Source organism: Larkinella fluvii, assembly GCF_051857545.1.
Classification (GTDB): Bacteria; Bacteroidota; Bacteroidia; order Cytophagales; family Spirosomataceae; genus Larkinella.
In genome coordinates, this window is record NZ_JBPZHB010000014.1 from 83,224 (window position 1) to 102,022 (window position 18,799).

The following is an 18,799-nucleotide window of genomic DNA, read 5'->3' on the forward strand; positions in this document are numbered from 1 at the left end:
AGACTTTTTTATTGAGTGATTGAGTCAATGAGCGATTGAGTGAAGAGCTGATACGTGGTGTCACTCAATCGCTCAATCACTTATTCACTCAATAATTTCATTGTGCATTGACTAACGTGCCGTTCTGTAAGTTGATCTGACCGCTGGTGACCACTTGATCGCCCGCTTTCAGACCCTTCGTGATTTCGTAAAACTGGTTGGTCGTGGCACCGATTTCCACCGTTTTGAGAACCGCTTTGCCGTTTTCAACCACATATACCTGCGGAGCTTTGGCGGAACCCAGAATGGCCTGACGGGGAATGGCCAGTGTTTGCGTTTTTAGCTTGTTCTGGTTGGCAATGGAACCGTACATACCGGCTTTCAGCGGATTGGCACCGGAGTTGTTCACCGTAATCTGAACCGGGTAGTTGTGGGCGGCATCGCCTTCAGCACCGATCATCGTCACGCGTCCCGTAAACCGGACGTTGGGATACACCTCGGTTTCGATGGGCAGAGACTGGCCAACGCGGAACTGATTGATGGCTTTTTCCGGTACATCGACCACCAGTTTCAGCGACGAAATATCGGTAATTTTGGCAATCGGGGAACCGACGGAAACGACCGAACCTTTTTCCACCATTTTCTGGGTTACGATGCCCGAGAAAGGAGCGGTGACGGTCGTGTTGGCAATCTGCTTTTTGAGTTGCTTGATCTGTGCTTCGGTGGCCCGGATGTTCAGTTGCGCCCGTTCGAGGTTGATGGCCGGGGTGGCATCGCCTTTCACCAGCGCTTCATACCGCCGAACGTCGTTCTGGTAGCCTTCCAGGGTCACTTGCAGGGCTTCGATCTGGTAGTGAAGTTGTTCGTCGTCTAGCTTGGCAATCAGGCGGTTTGCGCCAACCAGTTGGCCTTCTTCAATCGGCAACTGCGTGATTTGTCCACCGGCCTGGGGCCGGATTTCGACTTCGCGGTTGGGCGAAAACGAACCCAGGAACAGGGTTTCTTCCGACAGGTTGCGGAGCTCGGCTACGGCCGTCCGCACGCCCACTTTCAGGTCGGCGTCGGGTTTATAGACTTTGGCTTCTACTTTTTCTTTGTTGTCGAGGAGCGTCCAGGCAGTCAGGCCGAGGGTGCCAACGAGAACCAGTACAATGATGATGCGTTTCATGGTATTAACAGATTGTGTGTGTTATGGATTGACAATGAGGTTTCCGGTGGCTTTTTTCCAGTCCAGTTCGGCCGACCGAAAGGCGACCAGGGTGCTGAGGTAGGTGTTCTGGGCGTTGCGCAGCTCGTCTTCCGTCTGGATGACTTCGCTGATGCCGACCGTGCCCTCCTTAAATTGAAGTTGCGTTTGGGTGTAGATTTTTTCGGCGAGCGTTACCTGAGCGCGGTTGGTGGTGAGATTCCGTTGTTCCACCAGCAGTTTGTTTTGGGCGTTGGTCACGTCCATCGTAATCGACTCGCGGGTTTGCTGGAGTTGGGTTTCGAGTTTCTGGTTGTCGAGTTTTTTCTGGATCACTCTGGATTTGCGGGCCAACCCGTCGAACACGTTCCAGTTCAGTTGCAGACCCACCCAATACCCCGGCACATTTTTGAGGTAGGAATTATCTCCGCCGATGGCATACACCGTACTGTTGGCAACGCCATAGGCCGAAACCGTGGGTAAAAAACCGGCTTTGATGTTTTGGAGATCCAACGCGTTGAGGGCTTTCTGACGGTCGAGGAGCAGCAGATCGGTGCGGTTGATGGCGGGGGCTTCGAAAGCCACCGTCGGCGTTGTTTCATCGATCTGGGTCAGCACCGCCAGCGGCTCGCTTTGCGGGGTTCCGGTCAGGTATTTCAGCAGGTTCAGCAGTTGGTTGTAGGTCGCCTGCAACGATTCGATCTGCGTTTCCGATGCGGTTTTGCTCAATCGCAGCCGGTCGACATCCACGCCTTTCGCCAGTTGATTCTGCCGCTGGAGATCCGTAATCTGGATCATCTTATCGGATGAAACGATGTTCCGGCGCAGAAAAGCCATTTGCTGGGCCGTCGTTTGCAGGTTGTAGTAGGTAGCGGCCACGTTATACGCGACGTCTTCTTTCACCTGCCGGGTTTGTAGTGCCGACACTTCGCGGCTGGTTTTGGCGGCTTTCAACCCGATCATGACCGACGGGTTATACAACGCCTGGGAAGCCTGCACCGAAGTGGAAAGATTGTAGGGAAGACCGAACGCCAGGGTTTGGTATGAACCTTCGGGGCCACCAAAGGCCGATGCGGGAACAACCTGGCCCGGAATTTTCAGATACCGTTTGTAATCACCGGTCAGGTTGACGGAGGGTCTTGCCCCGGCTTTTACTTCGGCAATGCGGGCTTCCGTTTTGGTTTCGTCAAATTGGGCCGACTGCACGCTTAGGTTGCTGGTGAGGGCCTTGTCGATCAGTTGCTGGAGTGTAAGATCCTGAGCCTGAGTGAGTGTGCTGGTGAAAGCGAGTATCAGGCCGAGATACCATGGTGTGCGTTTCATATCAAAAAATGTAAGTAAAGCGGATGGTGGACTAAAAACTGGATTTTCGGATGATTAAATTGTTTGATTTAATCAATTGATTAAATGGGGTGCAAAAAAATATCAGGTAACGGGTTCAGGCTTAAAAAGATACTCGCAAATCATGTCTTTGACGTATTCCATGTGGCGGGTGGCGAAGGCATTAAAACCGGCCTCGTCCAGTCCCTGGGCCAGCATCGTCATCGGTTTGGACACAAACAGAAACTGGATGTTGGCAATTATCATCGTCAGGATGTGGTGCGAATCGATCGGAGTGATGATCCCCTGCGCAATGGCATCTTCAATTTGCTGGTGAAAAATCGACTCCGGAACCTGTTTGGCCATCCCGATCGTTCCGTACAGCCTTTCCGGATTCAGGCGCAGCTCGTTCATGATAAAAATGGTCAGATTCGGATTCTGCATCATCATCTGAAACTGGTGATCCATCAGTTTCGATATTTTATCGCGCAGACTGATGGGCTGGTTGATCAGTTCGAGCATGCCCTTGAACATCAGGGTGCATACATCATTAAAAATCGACTGAAACAGCTTCTCCTTGCTGCGGAAATAATAATTCATCAGCGCACTGTTAATGCCGGCTGCCTGCGCAATATCCCGCGTCGTCGTACCATCGAAGCCCTTTTCAAGAAACACGGTTTTGGCCGCTTCCTTGATGCGTTCTTCGGTTGTGTCAGTGAGGCATTTCATGGTGTTGGTAGAATGACGGGTCAAAGGTAAAGTCGCGAAATCGGATAAGCAAACATTTTAATCAAAAAATTTAATCAATTGATCAAAACGATTGATTAGCGGTTTTTGATCTCTTTAAGCGGTTTTTAACGGGTTTGAATCGTACCCATAGCGGGCTAGGCCTGCATCCGGCCGGATTTTTTCAAATACCGCACAAGCAGGTACAACACCAGCCAAAAGGACAGAAGAAGACCCAGCAGGGTGTACCGGTGATCGGTCTGGAATAAAACGGGATACCTCAGAAATAGAATGAGGGTGATGCCGGTGAGCCAGACATACTGGGTATTGTATTCTTTCAGCACCCACCGCACCCAGTTGAATTGCATACTGGAAAAGGTTCGCCCGATGCCGCGCAGGTCCGGAATCCAGCGGTTGACCTGGTGCGAATACTGATCGAATGCCGTGCCGAATTTATTTCTCAGAAAAGTCTCTTCGGCGATGACGATGGCCTGGTAGATGAACAGAAAAAGCGGCATGAAAACGCCCGTGAACAGCAGCGAATTGGCCAGAATGCCGACGCCCAGCAGCATCAGGACATTGCCCACATACAGCGGATTCCGGCAGTGGTTGAAGATCCCCTGCGTCACCAGCGTTTCGGCGTAGACCTTTTTGTCCTTTCCACCCCGGACGATGTACGCCAGCCCGATGGTGGCCCCCCGGATGAGCTGACCACTGACCGTAATCAACAGACCCAAACCGATGGGCCAGATATAAAACGAGGGGCCGAAAACCGCCGGCGAAAAAATCGGGGGTGACGGAATAAACAGGGCTAAATACAGAAAAATGAAAATCAGATTCCGGTATTTAAAGAAGAAGTTTCCGATTCCGATCATGACGTTGCCTGGTTTTTTACCGCAATGATGCCGGCGAAATTATACCATTGAAAAAAGGTTTCGACGTGTGAAAAGCCCGTTTCCTGCAACAGAAGGCGGTTTTCCGACAGTTTATAAGGAATCAGAACGTTTTCCAGGGCTTCCCGTTTCTGGGAAATTTCCAGCTCGCTGTAGTGTTGCCGGCGTTTGTAATCGTAGTAATAGGTGATGTAGTCGCGGTTAAACTGGTGGTCTTCCGTGAGGATTTTTTCCACCAGGATCAGCGCACCCCCCGGCACGAGACCATCGAATATTTTCTTCAGAACTTTCTGTCGGTGAATCGGCCGGATGAACTGGAGCGTCAGGCATAGCACCACCACCGAGGCATTGCTGATGGCAACATCCTGCTGAATATCGCCCGCCAAAAGCTTATAGGGCCGAGAGATGCCGAGTTCCTGGAGTTTTACTTCACATTTTTTCAGCATCTCCGCCGAATCATCGATGCCGATGAAGCGAATGTCGTTGGGAATCCGGCGGTTCATGTTGATGAGCGTCGTGCCGGTCGAACAGCCCAGGTCGTAGACATCGGTGCCGGGTTGGGTATAATCGACCGCCAGTTCACCGATCATTCGCTGAATCTCTTCGTAGAACGGAACCGAGCGATTGACCATGTCGTCGAAAACATTCGCTACGGTTTGTCCAAACTTAAAATCGGATACTTTACTAATTTCTTCTTTAAAAACGGTGTCGTGCCTGAACGCCTGTAGATGAGAGTTGGCCTGTGTCATGTCATTGGGTAATTAAGCCATTGATTGAAGAAGGTTTTATGAGTGATTAAATCGACCGGTTTAATCATCTGATTAAGGCGCGAACAAAAAAATTACGAACTCAGTTCGGGTTTGAAAAGATAATCGCAGATCATGTCTTTGACGTACTCCATGTGGCGGGTGGCGAAGGCGTTAAAACCCGCTTCGTCCAGTCCCTGGGCCAGCATCGTCATCGGTTTGGACACAAACAGAAACTGGATGTTGGCAATGATCATCGTCATGATGTGGTGCGAATCGATCGGGGTAATGATCCCCTGCGCAATGGCATCTTCAATCTGCTGGTGAAAAATCGACTCCGGTAGCTTTTTGGCCATGCCAACGGTGGCATACAGCCGTTCCGGATTCCGGTGCAATTCATTCATGATGAAGATGGTCAGATTTGGATTCTGCATCATCATCTGAAACTGGTGATCCATCAGTTTCGATATTTTATCGCGTAGACTGACGGGCCGATTGACCAGATCGAGCATGCCCTCGAACATCAGCGTACACATGTCATTGAAAATCGACTGAAACAGCTTCTCTTTGCTGCGGAAATAATAGTTCATCAACGCACTGTTGATCCCAGCCGCTTTGGCAATATCCCGCGTCGTCGTACCATCAAAGCCCTTTTCAAGAAACACGGTTTTGGCCGCTTCCTTGATGCGTTCTTCGGTTGATTCTGAGATGCACTTCATTGTCCTGTTGATTAGTGGTTCAAATGTAGACTCTGTAAAACTAACAAACAAATGCGTTAATCAAAAAGTTTAATCAATTGATTAAAAAAAGGGTGTTCGAATGAAAACCGCCTGACCAGGGGCTATTTCGGGGAATATAAAAGTAGAAATAGGGCCTTCGGGACTTAAAGAAGCTGGATTCGGATCGTTTTGAACGGTTTTAAGAACGAGCGCCCATTTTGGGAAGAGTGGTTCGTAAAAGTAACTATGGAATATCGTAAACTGGGTAAAACTGATTTAACCGTCTCACTTCTGAGTTTCGGAGCGTCGCCGTTGGGCAATGTTTTTGATGAAACGAACGAGGAGGAAGGGTTTCGGGCCGTTCACGCGGCCATTGACCACGGCATTAATTTTTTCGATGTCGCGCCATTTTACGGCGACACCCTGGCCGAAAACCGCCTGGGGAAAGCCCTGAAAACGAAACGGAATTCGGTTTTTCTGGCCACAAAATGCGGTCGCTACGGGAATGGCGTGTTCGATTTTTCCTACGACCGCATCCTGCGCAGCATCGATGAATCGCTGGAACGATTGCAGACGGAGTACGTCGATTTGCTAACCGTTCACGACATCGAGTTTGGTGACCACGATCAGGTGATCCGGGAAGCGTTTCCGGCGGTGCAGAAAATAAAGGAAAGCGGGAAAGCCCGCTACGTCGGTTTTTCGGGTCTGCCGGTTCGGTACCTGGCGAAAGTCGCCCGCGAGGTCGAAGTCGATACGGTCTTGTCGTGGGGCCATTACACGCTGCTCGCCGACGAAATCAACGACGAACTGGTGCCGCTTTCGCAGGAAAAGGGGTTTGGTTTGCTGAACGCGGCCCCGCTCATGCAGCGGATTCTGTCGGATGCACCGATTCCGGTCTGGCAAAGTTCTCCGCAAGCCGTGAAAGATTTGCAGCCGAAACTCCTGGCCCTCTGCCGGGAATACGGGCTGGCACTGAGCGATGTGGCCTTGAAATACGCGGTCAGCCATCCGGTCATTGCCACGACCATCGTCGGCATGTCGGAGCAGCGGCAACTGGAACAGAACATCCGGGCACTCGGGTTAACGATTCCCGATGAACTTCTTCACAGGATTGAAATGCTGGTGGCCCCGGTTAAAAACCAGCTATGGTTTGAGGGAAAACCGGAAAACAACCTTCCAAAGCCCACTTTTCAACATGATTAATCAACGCGCCCTGGTGCTGGTGGAACCCGGAAAAACCGAGGTTCGGGCCATTGAAATACCGGATTTTGGACCGGAAGACGTTCTGCTACAGGTCAATATGGTCGGTTTTTGCGGGGGCGACCTGAACGGTTTTCGCGGGTTGTTCGAGTTGCAGGAATACCCGAATGTGCTGGGCCACGAGGTGGGAGCCACCATTCTGGAAACCGGCGACCAGGTTCCCGACGCATTCAAACCGGGCATGAAAGTGACGCTCAATCCTTATTTGAACTGCGGCCATTGTGTTTCGTGCCGGAAAGGCCGACCGAATGCCTGTCAGGATAACAAGACGATGGGTGTTCGTCGTCCGGGGGCCATGACCCGTTTTATCAGCGTGCCCTATCAGAAGCTGCATTCGTCTTCGAGCTTGTCGGTCAGGGAACTGGCGTTGGTTGAGCCGCTGACGGTCGGTTTTCATGCGGCCGCGCGGGGGCGGGTTTCGGCGGGTGAGAAAGTCGCCGTGATCGGTTGCGGCATCGTCGGGATGGGCGCCATTGCGGCCTCCGTACACCGCGGGGCCGAGGTAATTGCCATCGACATCGACGATTCCAAAATGCGGATTGCGAAACTGGCGGGTGCTGCTCATGCTATTAATACCACGAAAGTCGATTTGCACGAAGCTCTGATGGCCATCACCGACGGCGATGGCCCGGATGTGATCATCGAAGCGGTGGGCAACGCCACGACGTATCGTGCGGCCGTGGAAGAGGTGGCCTACACCGGGCGAGTCGTGTACATCGGCTACGCCAAAAAACCGGTTGATTACAATACCGGAACGTTTGTCCGGAAAGAAATTGAGATTCTGGGTTCCCGCAACTGCCTCGGCGATTTTCCGGATGTGATTGCGTACCTGGAAGCGGGTAAATTTCCGGTCGATGCCGTCATCAGCCGGGTGGTGTCGCTGGACGAAGCCGGTGCTGCCCTGGCCGACTGGTCGGAAAATCCGGGGCCGATTACGAAAATTATGGTTGATTTTGATAACAGTATGAATTGATGAAATCCTGCGTCACCATTGCCCTGGTTCCGACGATCCAAACCGGCCCCTGGATTTACTGGCACGATTTATCGACCAGCATGGCCAAAGCCGCAGATCTGGGATTCGATGCCGTCGAACTGTTCACACCTTCGGCGGATGCTGTCAGCATCGACCGGCTGATGGCGCTGAGCAATCAATTCGGGCTGGACATTGCCGCCGTCGGTACCGGAGCCGGGAAAGTGCTGCACGGCCTGACACTGACCAACCCCGATCCAGCGATTCGATCAAAAGCGGTTGCGTTTATTTCGGACATGATGACCTTTGGCGCCCGCTTTGGCGCCCCGGCCATTATCGGATCGATGCAGGGCAACGCGGTTCCGGGTGTTGAAAAAGAACAGGCACTGGCCTGGCTGGCCGAAGGGTTGAACGTGCTGGGGAAACGAGCGGAGGAGCAAGGGGTCAAGTTGATTTACGAACCGCTAAACCGCTACGAAACCAACCTGATCAACCAGCTTGAAACCGGTGTTGCCTTCCTGAAATCGCTGGAAACCCGGACTGTGGTGCTGCTGGCCGATCTCTTCCACATGAACATCGAAGAAGTGTCGCTGGCGGACAGCATCCGGTCGGCCGGTTCATACATCGGCCACGTCCATTTTGCCGACAGCAACCGCCGACCGATTGGATTTGGCCATACCAACATGAGCGAGGTGGCAACGGTTTTAAAAGAGATTGATTATCAAGGCTACATCTCCGCCGAAGCGTTTCCCTGGCCCGATCCCGATGAAGCTGCAAGGCAAACGATGACGGCTTTTAAACAGTATTTTACTTAGTATACGATTTACGGTTTTTGGTTTACGGTAGTCGGCATGCGTCAGCTACCAAAAACCGTAAACTGAAAACCATAGAACCATGCAACGATTTTGCCTCGCCCTCGACCTGAAAGATGACCCCGAATTGATCGCCGAATACGAACAGTGGCACGCCAAAGGCAGCGGCTGGGCGGAAGTCCGGGCGAATGATCTGGCATCCGGAATTCTGGATCTGCAAATTTACCGCACCGGAAACCGCATGGTCATGATTCTGGAAACAGACGATGATTTTACCTTCGAAAAGAAAGCCGCGCTGGATGCGGTCAACCCACACGTTCAACGGTGGGAGGAACTGATGTGGAGATTTCAGGAGCCGCTGCCCTGGGCCAAAGAAGGCCAGAAGTGGATTTTAATGGATCAGATTTTTCAGTTTGAGAAATAAGCACATCAGTTGACACTTGCTTTTATTCAGGTAATCTTTCTCTCGTCGAAAGATTTACCTGAATAAAAGCAAGTATTGATTCCTACCCACTGTCAATTCCTCTCGCCAATTTTAGGTTCATCGGATCATACAACTTCCCTGATCCTGCAGCCCATTAATCCTTCCCGTTCTGAAAAATAATCATACCATTTTGGTAGGGTTTGCTTTTCTGTATTCTTCGCTGCAAAACTAATTTTGGATAGTAAATATCTGAATGTTAGATGGTTGTTGTGCAGTAATTTCGTTATTGAACCCCCGGACTCCTTTTTGCCAACTGATTAGCAACACTAACTAATCAATGTATGGCCACGCTTCTTCTGCTCGTTGTTACCGCACTTCTGAGCTTTGTTATTTTTTACAAAACCATCGAATGGTTTGAGAAAATCTAATCGTATCCCATGATCACGCTTGTTTTTATTGTCGCACTGCTGGTTTTCGCGTACATGCTGTATGTGCTGATTAAACCGGAAAAATTTTAACCCATACAACCATGTTAACGGAATGGATCGGTGTAATTGTCATGTACGGGCTGACCGTCCTGCTGGCAATTCCGCTTGGAAAATACCTTGCCAAGGTGTTCAAAGGAGAACCCACTGGGCTCGACTTTATGGCTCCGATGGAGCGATTGATTTACCGGTTAGGTGGCATCGACCCCCATCGGGATATGAACTGGAAAGAAAATCTGGTGGCCCTGCTGACGATCAATGCCGTCTGGCTGGTATACGCATTCATGCTGTTGCTGACTCAGGGGAGCCTCCCGCTCAATCCAGACGGCAACCCGTCGCAAACCCCGGATCTGGCGTTCAATACCGCCATTAGTTTCCTGGTGAACTGCGACTTGCAACACTATTCGGGCGAGACGGGCGCGACGTATCTGACGCAGTTGGGTGTGATGATGTTCCTGATGTTTGTTTCGGCGGCCACCGGAATTGCCGCAGCGGTTTTGCTGTTTCGTTCGTTCATGCCCCAAAGCGTTGAAACCGTCGGCAATTTTTACGTGCTTTTCACCAAGGCCATTACCCGGGTTTTGTTACCGGGATCGCTGATTGTTGCCCTGATTCTGGCGTTCAATGGCACCCCGGCTTCGTTCGACGGTAAAGACACCATCGTTACCTTGCAGGGCGATACCGTGGGCGTTTCGCGGGGTCCGGCAGCGGCTATGATCGCCATTAAACACCTGGGAACCAACGGGGGCGGTTATTTCGGCGCGAATTCGGCGCACCCCCTGGAAAACCCCAACTACCTGACCAATATGGTCGAAATGATCGCGCAGGTGCTGATTCCGATTGCAATGATTTTTGCGATGGGGTTCTACATTAACCGCCGTAAATTCGCCTGGGTCGTCTACAGCGTCATGACGATCGGGATGCTCTGTCTGCTTATTCCCACGATCAGCTCGGAGCTGGGCGGAAACCCGGCCATTGCCCGGATGGGCATCTCGCAACTGACGGGCGCAATGGAAGGCAAGGAGGTTCGATTTGGCGCTCTGGCGTCAGGCTACTGGAGCATCGTGACTACGATCATTTCCACCGGTTCGGTCAATTCGATGCACGACAGTTCGATGGCGCTTTCGGGGGCGATGCAACTGCTGGGCATGATGGTGAATGCGTTTTACGGTGGAGCTGGTGCGGGTTTGCTCAACTTCTACTACTTCCTGATCATCGCGGTTTTTGTGTCGGGACTGATGGTGGGCCGGACGCCCGAACTGTTTGGCCGGAAGGTCGAAGCGCGGGAAATTAAAATTGCCTCCATCGTGGCCCTGATGAGCGCACTGCTGGTGAAAGGCGGAACGGCGCTGGGAGCCTGGATTTTTATGAAGTATGGCGCGGCTGAATGGGCCGTTCAGCCCTCGGCCTGGCTAAACAACCCCGGTTTTCACGGTTTTTCAGAAATGCTGTACGAATTCACCTCGGCCAATGCCAACAACGGTTCAGGTTTTGAAGGACTGGGCGACAACAACTTCTTCTGGAATTATTCAACGGGAATGGTGCTGTTGCTGGGCCGGTTTTTACCGATCATCGGTCCCGTCGCGATTGCCGGTTTGCTGGCGAAGAAGAAGTACGTCCCCGAATCGTCGGGAACCTTGCCGGTCGATACGGCTACGTTTGGACTCATGATTTTTGCGGTCATTTTCATCATCACCGCGCTGTCGTTCTTCCCGGCCTTGGCGCTGGGGCCGCTGGCGGAGTATTTTTCACTGCGGTGACAGTTGACTGGCAATGTACGCAAGCACCTTTTCCAGCGTCATCGGTTCCGAAGGGTGAATATTTTCTTCAGAACCAACGTGCTGATGGTGAGGAGACGTTGCCAGATTAGGGTACTCGTGGGCATTGTCCCAACGGTGGATCAATTGATTGCCCGTCGTCATCCATTGGTAACTGTATTTCGTGCGGCCGGAGTCAAAGTACGTATACTCATGAGCAATCAATTGGGTGCCATTTGTAAAACGAATATCGGCTCGTTGCTTCTTCTGGCGTTCCGGTATAAGAACTAATTTGTCAGTATAGGAAAGTACAATGAATGGGAACTGCTCAATAACCTGCCTCATCTCGCCAATTGCTCGAGCCGCTGTTGGAAATAAGGAAGTGAATGTTGCTCAAATCGCCAATCCATTAAATCATCCTCCTTTTCGATAATGCCGAATGGTTTGAGTGCTTCGTCCTGATGGTTAACAACGCGTTGCTCGAATGTGAGAAAATCCATCCCATACTTTGCTTCGTAACGACCAATAATGGCTTTACATTCAGTTAGTTTTTGCTGAAAAATGCTGTAAGCCTGTTGTCTTGCAAAGTCGTCAAGGGAGGAGAACCCCAGTTCTTTTTGAACGACTTCTTCCAGGAAATCATGATTGACTACCATACCTCATTTTATTTTTTTCAAAGATAACATTATGGCACAGCCAAAACAATCCTCCCTCTTTCAACGCGACCTCGTTGGAAAAGCCATTCGGGAGTCGTTTATTAAATTAAATCCGGCGGTTCTGGTGAAGAACCCGGTCATGTTCACGGTCGAAATCGGCACGCTGATTATGGTGCTGGTCACGGCTTACATTGCCCTGTCGGGCGATACGTCGCAGGGAACACTGGGCTACAACCTGGTCATCACCCTGATTCTGCTGATCACCGTCCTCTTTGCCAACTTCGCCGAAGCCATTGCTGAAGCGCGGGGGAAAGCGCAGGCCGAATCGCTGCGGAAAACCCGGCAGGAAACCCCCGCCAAAGTGATTCGCGCCGTGGGGAACATGAAGGTCAATGAATTCCAGACCATTCCGTCGTCACAACTGGTGAAAGGCGACGTGTTCGTTTGTGAAACCGGCGACATTATTCCCTCCGACGGCGAGATCATCGAAGGCTTGGCCACCATCGATGAGTCGGCCATCACGGGTGAATCGGCCCCGGTTATTCGAGAAGCCGGTGGGGATAAATCATCCGTAACGGGTGGTACGAAAGTGCTTTCCGACCGGATTAAAGTGCAGGTGACAACCCAGCCGGGCGAATCGTTTCTGGATAAAATGATCGCACTCGTGGAAGGAGCCAGTCGCCAGAAAACACCGAATGAAATTGCGCTGACAATTCTGCTGGCCGGTTTTACGCTGATTTTCATCATCGTCTGCGTGGCTCTGAAACCGTTTGCCGATTACGCCAACACACCCATCACGATTGCGGCCTTGATTTCGCTGTTTGTCTGTCTGATTCCAACCACCATTGGCGGTTTGCTGTCGGCCATCGGCATTGCCGGGATGGACCGGGCGCTACGGGCCAACGTGATTGCCAAGTCGGGCCGGGCCGTCGAAACGGCAGGCGACATCGATACACTGCTGCTCGACAAAACCGGAACGATCACGATTGGAAACCGGAGGGCCACCCACTTTTATCCCGCGCCGGGCGTCTCCAAAACCGATATGATTCGCTCAAGTGCCCTCAGTTCGCTGGCCGATGAAACGCCGGAAGGCAAGTCGATTGTGGAACTGGCCGGAGCCGATGTCACACGTAACCTGAGTACGACCGGCGCGACGCTGATCAAGTTTACTGCCGAAACCCGCTCGTCGGGAATCGACCTGCCGGATCAGCGCAATGGACTGGTTCGGATTCGCAAAGGCGCGACGGATTCCATTCGGACGATGGTCAAACGCGCAGGCCATGCGTTCCCGGAAGAGACTGAAGAACAGGCCAAAAAGATTGCTGCAAATGGCGGAACACCTTTGGTGGTGTCGCAAAACGATAGCGTCATGGGCGTTATCGAGTTGCAGGATATCATCAAACTCGGTATTGCCGAACGCTTCGACCGGCTACGGAAGATGGGCGTCAAAACCGTCATGGTGACGGGTGATAACCCATTGACAGCCAAGTTTATTGCCGAAAAAGCCGGGGTCGATGACTACATCGCCGAAGCCAAACCGGAAGATAAAATGAACTACATCCGCAACGAGCAAACCGGGGGCAAACTGGTGGCCATGATGGGTGACGGTACCAACGATGCCCCGGCTCTGGCCCAGGCCGATGTAGGCGTGGCCATGAACAGCGGCACCCAAGCCGCCAAAGAAGCCGGCAATATGGTCGATCTGGACAACGACCCGACGAAGCTGATCGAGGTCGTGGAGATTGGCAAACAGTTGCTCATCACCCGTGGAACGCTGACGACGTTTTCGATTGCCAACGACGTCGCCAAATATTTCGCCATCGTTCCGGCCTTGTTTACGGTTTCGATACCGGCCCTGCAAAGCCTGAACATCATGCGGTTGCACAGCGCGGAATCGGCGATTCTGTCGGCGGTTATTTTCAACGCCATCATCATTCCGATGCTGATTCCGCTCGCGCTGCGGGGCGTCGAATACAAACCGATTGGGGCCAGTGCGCTGCTCCGACGGAACCTGTTTATCTACGGTTTTGGCGGCCTTGTCGCGCCGTTTATCGGCATCAAAGCTTTGGATTTAGTAGTCGGTTTATTCGTCTAATCAAACACAATCATGAAAAATCACATCTCCCCGGCCCTTCGACTGACCCTCGTTATGCTGGTTTTGTTAGCGGTCATGTATCCTTTGTTGGTAGCCGGAATCTCCCGCCTGGCCCCGGGCGGTGGCCAGGGTGAAAGCGTTGTTGTCAACGGAAAAGTGGTTGGGTACGCCCGGATTGGTCAGGCGTTTACCGAAGACCGGTATTTCAACAGCCGTCCGTCGGCAGTGGAGTATAACGCAGCCGGGTCGGCGGGTTCCAACAAAGGCCCCAGCAATCCGGACTATCTGACAACCGTTCAGGCGCGGATCGATACGTTTCTGGTGCATAATCCGGGTGTTCAGAAAGCCGACATTCCGGCCGAACTGGTGACAGCTTCCGGCTCTGGTCTTGACCCGGATCTGTCGCCCGCAGCGGCCAAAATTCAGGTGGCCCGCATTGCCAAAGTGCGCGGAATTTCCGTTGAAAAACTGAATCAACTGGTTGATAGCCAAATCGAAGGGCCGCTTTGGGGACTTTTTGGTCCGGCCAAAGTGAATGTGCTTCGGTTAAACGTCGCGCTGAATGCTTTCAAGTAAAAAGGAACAAAGTGAGTACAACAAAACGGCGGCTCCATCATAAAGTCGCGTCAGACATGAAAAAGTTGTTAGTAACGACCACGGTTTTAACGATGGTCTTTTGCAGCGGACCGTCGTTCGCCAAAGTGAATTTGATCCAACCGGCAGATACGACGGCAAAACCGGTTTCGGCATTGACTTTTTCCGGGTACGCCGAACTGTATTACGTTCAGGATCTGGACCAGCCCAGGGGACAGGAACGACCCGATTTTCTGTACAATCACAAGCGAAACCGGGAGGTCAATGTGAACCTGGCGTTTCTCAAGGCGGCTTATGCAAACGAGCGGGTTCGCGCTAATCTGGCCCTCCAGGTCGGGACGTATGCCCAGTATAATTATGCCGCCGAACAGCCGCTTCTCCGCAATATTTACGAAGCCAACGCGGGGGTGAAGCTCAGCAAAAACCGCGATTTATGGCTCGATGCCGGTGTTTTTTCGTCGCACATCGGTTTCGAAAGTGCTATCTCCAAGGATTGCTGGACGCTGACCCGCAGTATGTTAGCCGAAAATTCGCCGTATTACCTGGCCGGCGCCAAGCTGACGTATAACACGCCGAACGGAAAATGGACCTTGCTGGGATCGGTGCTCAATGGCTGGCAACGCATCAACCGCTTGCCGGGGTATACCAAACCGGCTTTCAGTACACAGGTACAGTTTAAACCCAGTTCAAAAGTGACCCTAAACTGGAGTAGTTTTCTGGGAGCCGATCATGCAGATTCATTGGACCAGCCCCGGTTTTTCAATAACTTTTATGCCATTATCAACCCAACCGGCAAGTTCGGACTTATCCTGGGCTTCGACATCGGGGCCGAGCGAAAACCGATCGTTGATGAGGGAATACGGAAGCGATACGTCTGGTATTCGCCGGTGATCATTGCCCGATATGCCACCAGTTCAAAAAGCTACGTTGCCGGGCGAATTGAGTATTATAATGATCCGAATGGGGTGATTATCAATACGCTATCGGCGGAACGGCCCAACGGTTTTAAAACCTGGGGCTATTCCGTCAATTATGACTACACTATTCTGCCAAATGCCGTCTGGCGAATCGAATACCGGGGTTTCAACAGCAAGGATGCCATTTTTGCCGAAACCGCAAACGGCCCGGCCAAGCGAACCAACAACGCGCTGACAACCTCACTGGCAATTAGTTTTTAATTAGAAGTGAGAGGTTAGACAAGAGAGTAAAGACAAAGGTTTATAGCGAGCTAATGGCGTCTTTTTTCTCTTGTCTCATCTCTTTACTCTCAGAAAACAATGGAAAACGACCGCGATCAATCCGCCGAACACTTTCTCCGGCTCATCCAGGCGTCGCGCCGGGGGAAATTCAAGATTTACATCGGGATGAGTGCGGGCGTGGGCAAAACCTACCGCATGTTGCAGGAAGCGCACGCGTTGCTGCGGGGAGGAATCGACGTGAAGATCGGGTACGTGGAAACGCATAACCGGGCCGAAACCCAGGCACTGATCGCGGGTTTGCCGATGATTCCAAGACGGAAAGTGTTTTACAAAGGCCGCGAGCTGGAAGAAATGGATCTGCAAACGATTCTGAACGGGCATCCCGAACTGGTCATCGTGGACGAACTGGCGCACACCAACATTCCAGGTTCGAAAAATGAAAAGCGGTGGCAGGATGTGCTCGACATTCTCGATGCGGGCATCAACGTGGTCAGCGCCGTGAACATTCAGCACATCGAAAGTCTGTATGACGAGGTTCACGACATCACCGGAATCGAGGTCGCCGAGCGCGTTCCCGACCGGGTTTTGCAGGCAGCCGACGAAGTGGTTAACATCGATCTGCCGGCCGACGAACTGATTACGCGCCTGAAAGAAGGGAAAATCTACGATCCGGCCAAGGTAGAAACCGCCCTGCGCAACTTCTTTCAGGCCGATAAAATCCTGCAACTCCGCGAACTGGCGCTCAAGGAAGTGGTGACGGCGGTGGAACGGAAAGTGGAAACCACGCTGCCCGTCAACACCCAGTTTCGGCACGAACGGCTGATGGCGTCCATTAGCACCAACCACGTCGTGGCCCGTCGGGTGATCCGCAAAACCGCCCGGCTGGCGGCTTATTATCAGGCCCGGTGGTGTGTATTGTATGTGCAGACGCCTGCCGAAGATCCCAACCGCATCAAGCTGGATGTGCAACGGCATTTGATCAATAATTTAAAACTGGCGACGGAATTGGGGGCCGAGGTGATCCGGGTAAAAAACACGAGTATCTTTAATGCGCTGGTCGAGGAGTGCGAAAAGCGCAAGATTACCACGGTCTGCATCGGCAAACCGCATTTCAACCTGTTTCAGGTGATTCTGCGGACCCATGCGTTCAATCGGTTGCTCACTATGTTATCGGAATCGGACATTGATTTAGTCATTCTGTCATGACGATTAAACTAAAACTATCGCTGGCCCTCGGATTTTTGTTTGCCGTCATGCTGTTGCTGGGCGGGCTGGGAATGTATTACCTGAACCAATTATCGGACGACGCCCGGGCTATTCTGAAGGATAATTACACGTCCCTTCAATTCGTTGGCGGCATGCAGAAAGCATTGCTGACCCGCAATTCCGACCCCAATTCCATGAAGGCGTTCGAAGCGTCTTTGCGTCGGCAGGAAAACAATCTGACGGAAGAAGGCGAAAAAGAACTGGTGGAAGCTGTGCGCGTGGACTTCGACCGGTTGAAATCGGGAAGTCGGAATGACTCCCTGACGGCGGCCCGGATTCAACAGAACCTGCTTCAACTGGGAGCCATCAACCAGCAGGCCATGTTTCGGAAAAATACCGTGGCCGAGCAAACCGCCAAAGATGCGCTGATCTGGCTGGCTGTCACCGGCACCTTCAGCTTCCTGATTCTGTTTTCGTTCATCATCAATTTTCCCGGCTACATCGCCAATCCACTGCGCGAACTGACGCGCGGTATTCAGGAAGTGGCCAGTCGAAATTTTGAGGAACGACTGCATTTTAAATCCAACGACGAATTTGGTGATCTGGCGCGGGCGTTTAATTCGATGGCACACAAGCTCGACGAATACGAACACACCAAACTGGCCGACGTACTGTTTGAAAAGAAGCGCATCGATACGCTCATTCAATTGATGGATAACGGGATTATCGGACTGGACGAGAAAAAGACAATCCGGTTTGTGAACCCCGTTGCCTGCCGGTTGCTGGGCGTTCAGGAAGCCGACCTAATCGGGAAATACGCGCCAGATGCGGCCCTGACCAACGATTTGCTGCGGACCCTGCTCCAGAATCTGGTGGAACCGGCGAAGGAGCCCCAGGTTGGGGGTGGTTTACTCAAAATTGTCGATGAAGGAAAAGAAAGCTATTTTAACCGACAGACGCACGTTGTTACCCTGACGCGTACCGGCGAAGACCAGCCGGTGGCCGCCGGTTGGGTGATTGTGCTGGAAAACATAACCGCTTATCAGGAGCGCGATCTGGCCAAAACCAACTTCATCGCAACGGTTTCCCACGAGTTGAAAACGCCGATTTCGGCCATCAAGATGAGTTTGAAACTGCTGGATGATCAGCGGGTGGGTGCGTTGAACGAAGAACAAAAACAACTGGTCGATCACGTCCGCAACGACGCCGACCGGTTGTTGAACATCACCGGTGAGCTGTTGAATCTGGCGCAAGTGGAATCGGGTCAGATTCAACTGACCATCAAGGCCGTCAATCCGTCGGATCTGGTTCAGTATGCGACCCGCGCGCTGGAAGTGGCGGCCCAGCAGCGGCAGGTGCGGTTTGAGGTGTCGGGTTTTTCGGATTTGCCCGCGATCAAAGCCGATCCCGACAAAGCCACCTGGGTGTTGGTCAACCTGTTGTCGAATGCCATCCGGCACAGTCCCGAAGAAAATGTGGTTCATATTTCGGCTCAACAGATTGGCAATCAGGTGGAATTTGTGGTTCGGGATTACGGCCCCGGTTTGCGCCCCGAACACCGGGCGCGGGTTTTCGACCGGTATTTTCGCGCTCCCGGCCAGAACGGTTCGGTGAGCGGCACGGGCCTGGGCCTGGCCATATCCCGGGAATTTATTCAGACAATGGGAGGGGAAATCGGGTTGAAGGACGGGATTGAACCGGGGGCGGCTTTTTACTTTCGGCTGGCTATTGCCTGAAGTCCGTAGGTACGTTCAGCTCAAAGCTGTATTTTT

General features: G+C 52.2%; 19 protein-coding genes. 11 read left to right on the forward strand and 8 right to left on the reverse strand.

Translation table 11 applies throughout. The annotated features are described in order from the left end of the window. Positions 1-97: 97 nt before the first annotated feature. The 6 genes from ACS5NO_RS29545 to ACS5NO_RS29570 form a co-directional block, all read right to left on the reverse strand. A complete protein-coding gene (locus ACS5NO_RS29545; RefSeq protein WP_439418464.1) occupies positions 98-1,147 on the reverse strand; it encodes an efflux RND transporter periplasmic adaptor subunit in 1,050 nt (349 codons plus the stop codon). A 21-nt stretch (positions 1,148-1,168) separates the two neighbouring features. Then, positions 1,169-2,488, reverse strand: coding sequence for a TolC family protein (locus ACS5NO_RS29550; protein ID WP_439418465.1), 1,320 nt, complete (start codon positions 2,486-2,488; stop codon positions 1,169-1,171). 102 nt (positions 2,489-2,590) lie between these two features. Then, positions 2,591-3,214, reverse strand: coding sequence for a TetR/AcrR family transcriptional regulator (locus tag ACS5NO_RS29555; protein ID WP_439418466.1), 624 nt, complete (start codon positions 3,212-3,214; stop codon positions 2,591-2,593). 155 nt (positions 3,215-3,369) lie between these two features. Continuing rightward, positions 3,370-4,086, reverse strand: a complete 717-nt coding sequence (locus tag ACS5NO_RS29560; RefSeq protein WP_439418467.1) for a methyltransferase family protein — start codon at positions 4,084-4,086, stop codon at positions 3,370-3,372. Beyond that, the gene (cmoA, locus tag ACS5NO_RS29565) at positions 4,083-4,853 is read right to left on the reverse strand and encodes a carboxy-S-adenosyl-L-methionine synthase CmoA (protein WP_439418468.1); all 771 of its coding nucleotides are present in this window, start codon (positions 4,851-4,853) and stop codon (positions 4,083-4,085) included. Before cmoA ends, ACS5NO_RS29560 begins: the two co-directional genes overlap by 4 nt. 92 nt (positions 4,854-4,945) lie before the next feature. Continuing rightward, positions 4,946-5,569 (reverse strand): TetR/AcrR family transcriptional regulator, encoded by a 624-nt coding sequence (locus ACS5NO_RS29570; RefSeq protein ID WP_439418469.1) that lies wholly within the window; start codon positions 5,567-5,569, stop codon positions 4,946-4,948. Between the two features lie 246 nt (positions 5,570-5,815). On the opposite strand from ACS5NO_RS29570, the gene ACS5NO_RS29575 reads away from it, so the two are divergent. The 6 genes from ACS5NO_RS29575 (at position 5,816) to kdpA (ending at position 11,280) form a co-directional block, all read left to right on the forward strand. Next, positions 5,816-6,772 (forward strand): aldo/keto reductase, encoded by a 957-nt coding sequence (locus ACS5NO_RS29575; protein WP_439418470.1) that lies wholly within the window; start codon positions 5,816-5,818, stop codon positions 6,770-6,772. Next, complete coding sequence (locus ACS5NO_RS29580; RefSeq protein WP_439418471.1) at positions 6,765-7,802, forward strand: zinc-binding alcohol dehydrogenase family protein; 1,038 nt, start codon at positions 6,765-6,767, stop codon at positions 7,800-7,802. The genes ACS5NO_RS29575 and ACS5NO_RS29580 overlap by 8 nt, the downstream gene beginning before the upstream one ends. After that, positions 7,802-8,614 carry a TIM barrel protein gene (locus ACS5NO_RS29585; RefSeq protein WP_439418472.1) on the forward strand — a complete coding sequence of 271 codons (813 nt, stop codon included), beginning with the start codon at positions 7,802-7,804 and terminating at the stop codon, positions 8,612-8,614. Before ACS5NO_RS29580 ends, ACS5NO_RS29585 begins: the two co-directional genes overlap by 1 nt. A gap of 79 nt (positions 8,615-8,693) precedes the next feature. Further along, on the forward strand, positions 8,694-9,035 hold the full coding sequence (locus ACS5NO_RS29590; protein ID WP_439418473.1) for an L-rhamnose mutarotase: 342 nt from the start codon (positions 8,694-8,696) through the stop codon (positions 9,033-9,035). Between the two features lie 437 nt (positions 9,036-9,472). Then, complete coding sequence (locus ACS5NO_RS29595; protein WP_020599353.1) at positions 9,473-9,553, forward strand: potassium-transporting ATPase subunit F; 81 nt, start codon at positions 9,473-9,475, stop codon at positions 9,551-9,553. 11 nt (positions 9,554-9,564) lie between these two features. Next, positions 9,565-11,280, forward strand: a complete 1,716-nt coding sequence (kdpA, locus tag ACS5NO_RS29600; RefSeq protein ID WP_439418474.1) for a potassium-transporting ATPase subunit KdpA — start codon at positions 9,565-9,567, stop codon at positions 11,278-11,280. Here kdpA and ACS5NO_RS29605 read toward each other — a convergent pair. Together ACS5NO_RS29605 and ACS5NO_RS29610 are read right to left on the reverse strand one after the other, a co-directional pair. Continuing rightward, positions 11,269-11,622 carry a toxin-antitoxin system TumE family protein gene (locus tag ACS5NO_RS29605; protein WP_439418475.1) on the reverse strand — a complete coding sequence of 118 codons (354 nt, stop codon included), beginning with the start codon at positions 11,620-11,622 and terminating at the stop codon, positions 11,269-11,271. The two genes, kdpA and ACS5NO_RS29605, sit on opposite strands and share 12 nt — an antisense overlap. Next, on the reverse strand, positions 11,619-11,933 hold the full coding sequence (locus ACS5NO_RS29610) for a hypothetical protein (RefSeq protein WP_439418476.1): 315 nt from the start codon (positions 11,931-11,933) through the stop codon (positions 11,619-11,621). The genes ACS5NO_RS29605 and ACS5NO_RS29610 overlap by 4 nt, the downstream gene beginning before the upstream one ends. A gap of 31 nt (positions 11,934-11,964) precedes the next feature. On the opposite strand from ACS5NO_RS29610, the gene kdpB reads away from it, so the two are divergent. The 5 genes from kdpB to ACS5NO_RS29635 all read left to right on the forward strand — a co-directional run bounded on the left by kdpB (position 11,965) and on the right by ACS5NO_RS29635 (position 18,763). After that, positions 11,965-14,028: a potassium-transporting ATPase subunit KdpB gene (gene kdpB / locus ACS5NO_RS29615; RefSeq protein ID WP_439418477.1), complete on the forward strand. Its 2,064-nt coding sequence runs from the start codon at positions 11,965-11,967 to the stop codon at positions 14,026-14,028. A gap of 12 nt (positions 14,029-14,040) precedes the next feature. Then, entirely contained in the window at positions 14,041-14,604 is a 564-nt protein-coding gene (locus ACS5NO_RS29620) for a K(+)-transporting ATPase subunit C (protein ID WP_439418478.1), read from the forward strand. Between the two features lie 56 nt (positions 14,605-14,660). After that, positions 14,661-15,800, forward strand: coding sequence for a porin (locus ACS5NO_RS29625; protein WP_439418479.1), 1,140 nt, complete (start codon positions 14,661-14,663; stop codon positions 15,798-15,800). Positions 15,801-15,899: 99 nt separating this feature from the next. Next, complete coding sequence (locus ACS5NO_RS29630; protein ID WP_439418480.1) at positions 15,900-17,027, forward strand: sensor protein KdpD; 1,128 nt, start codon at positions 15,900-15,902, stop codon at positions 17,025-17,027. Then, positions 17,024-18,763 carry a sensor histidine kinase gene (locus tag ACS5NO_RS29635; RefSeq protein ID WP_439418481.1) on the forward strand — a complete coding sequence of 580 codons (1,740 nt, stop codon included), beginning with the start codon at positions 17,024-17,026 and terminating at the stop codon, positions 18,761-18,763. Before ACS5NO_RS29630 ends, ACS5NO_RS29635 begins: the two co-directional genes overlap by 4 nt. Positions 18,764-18,799: the final 36 nt, after the last annotated feature.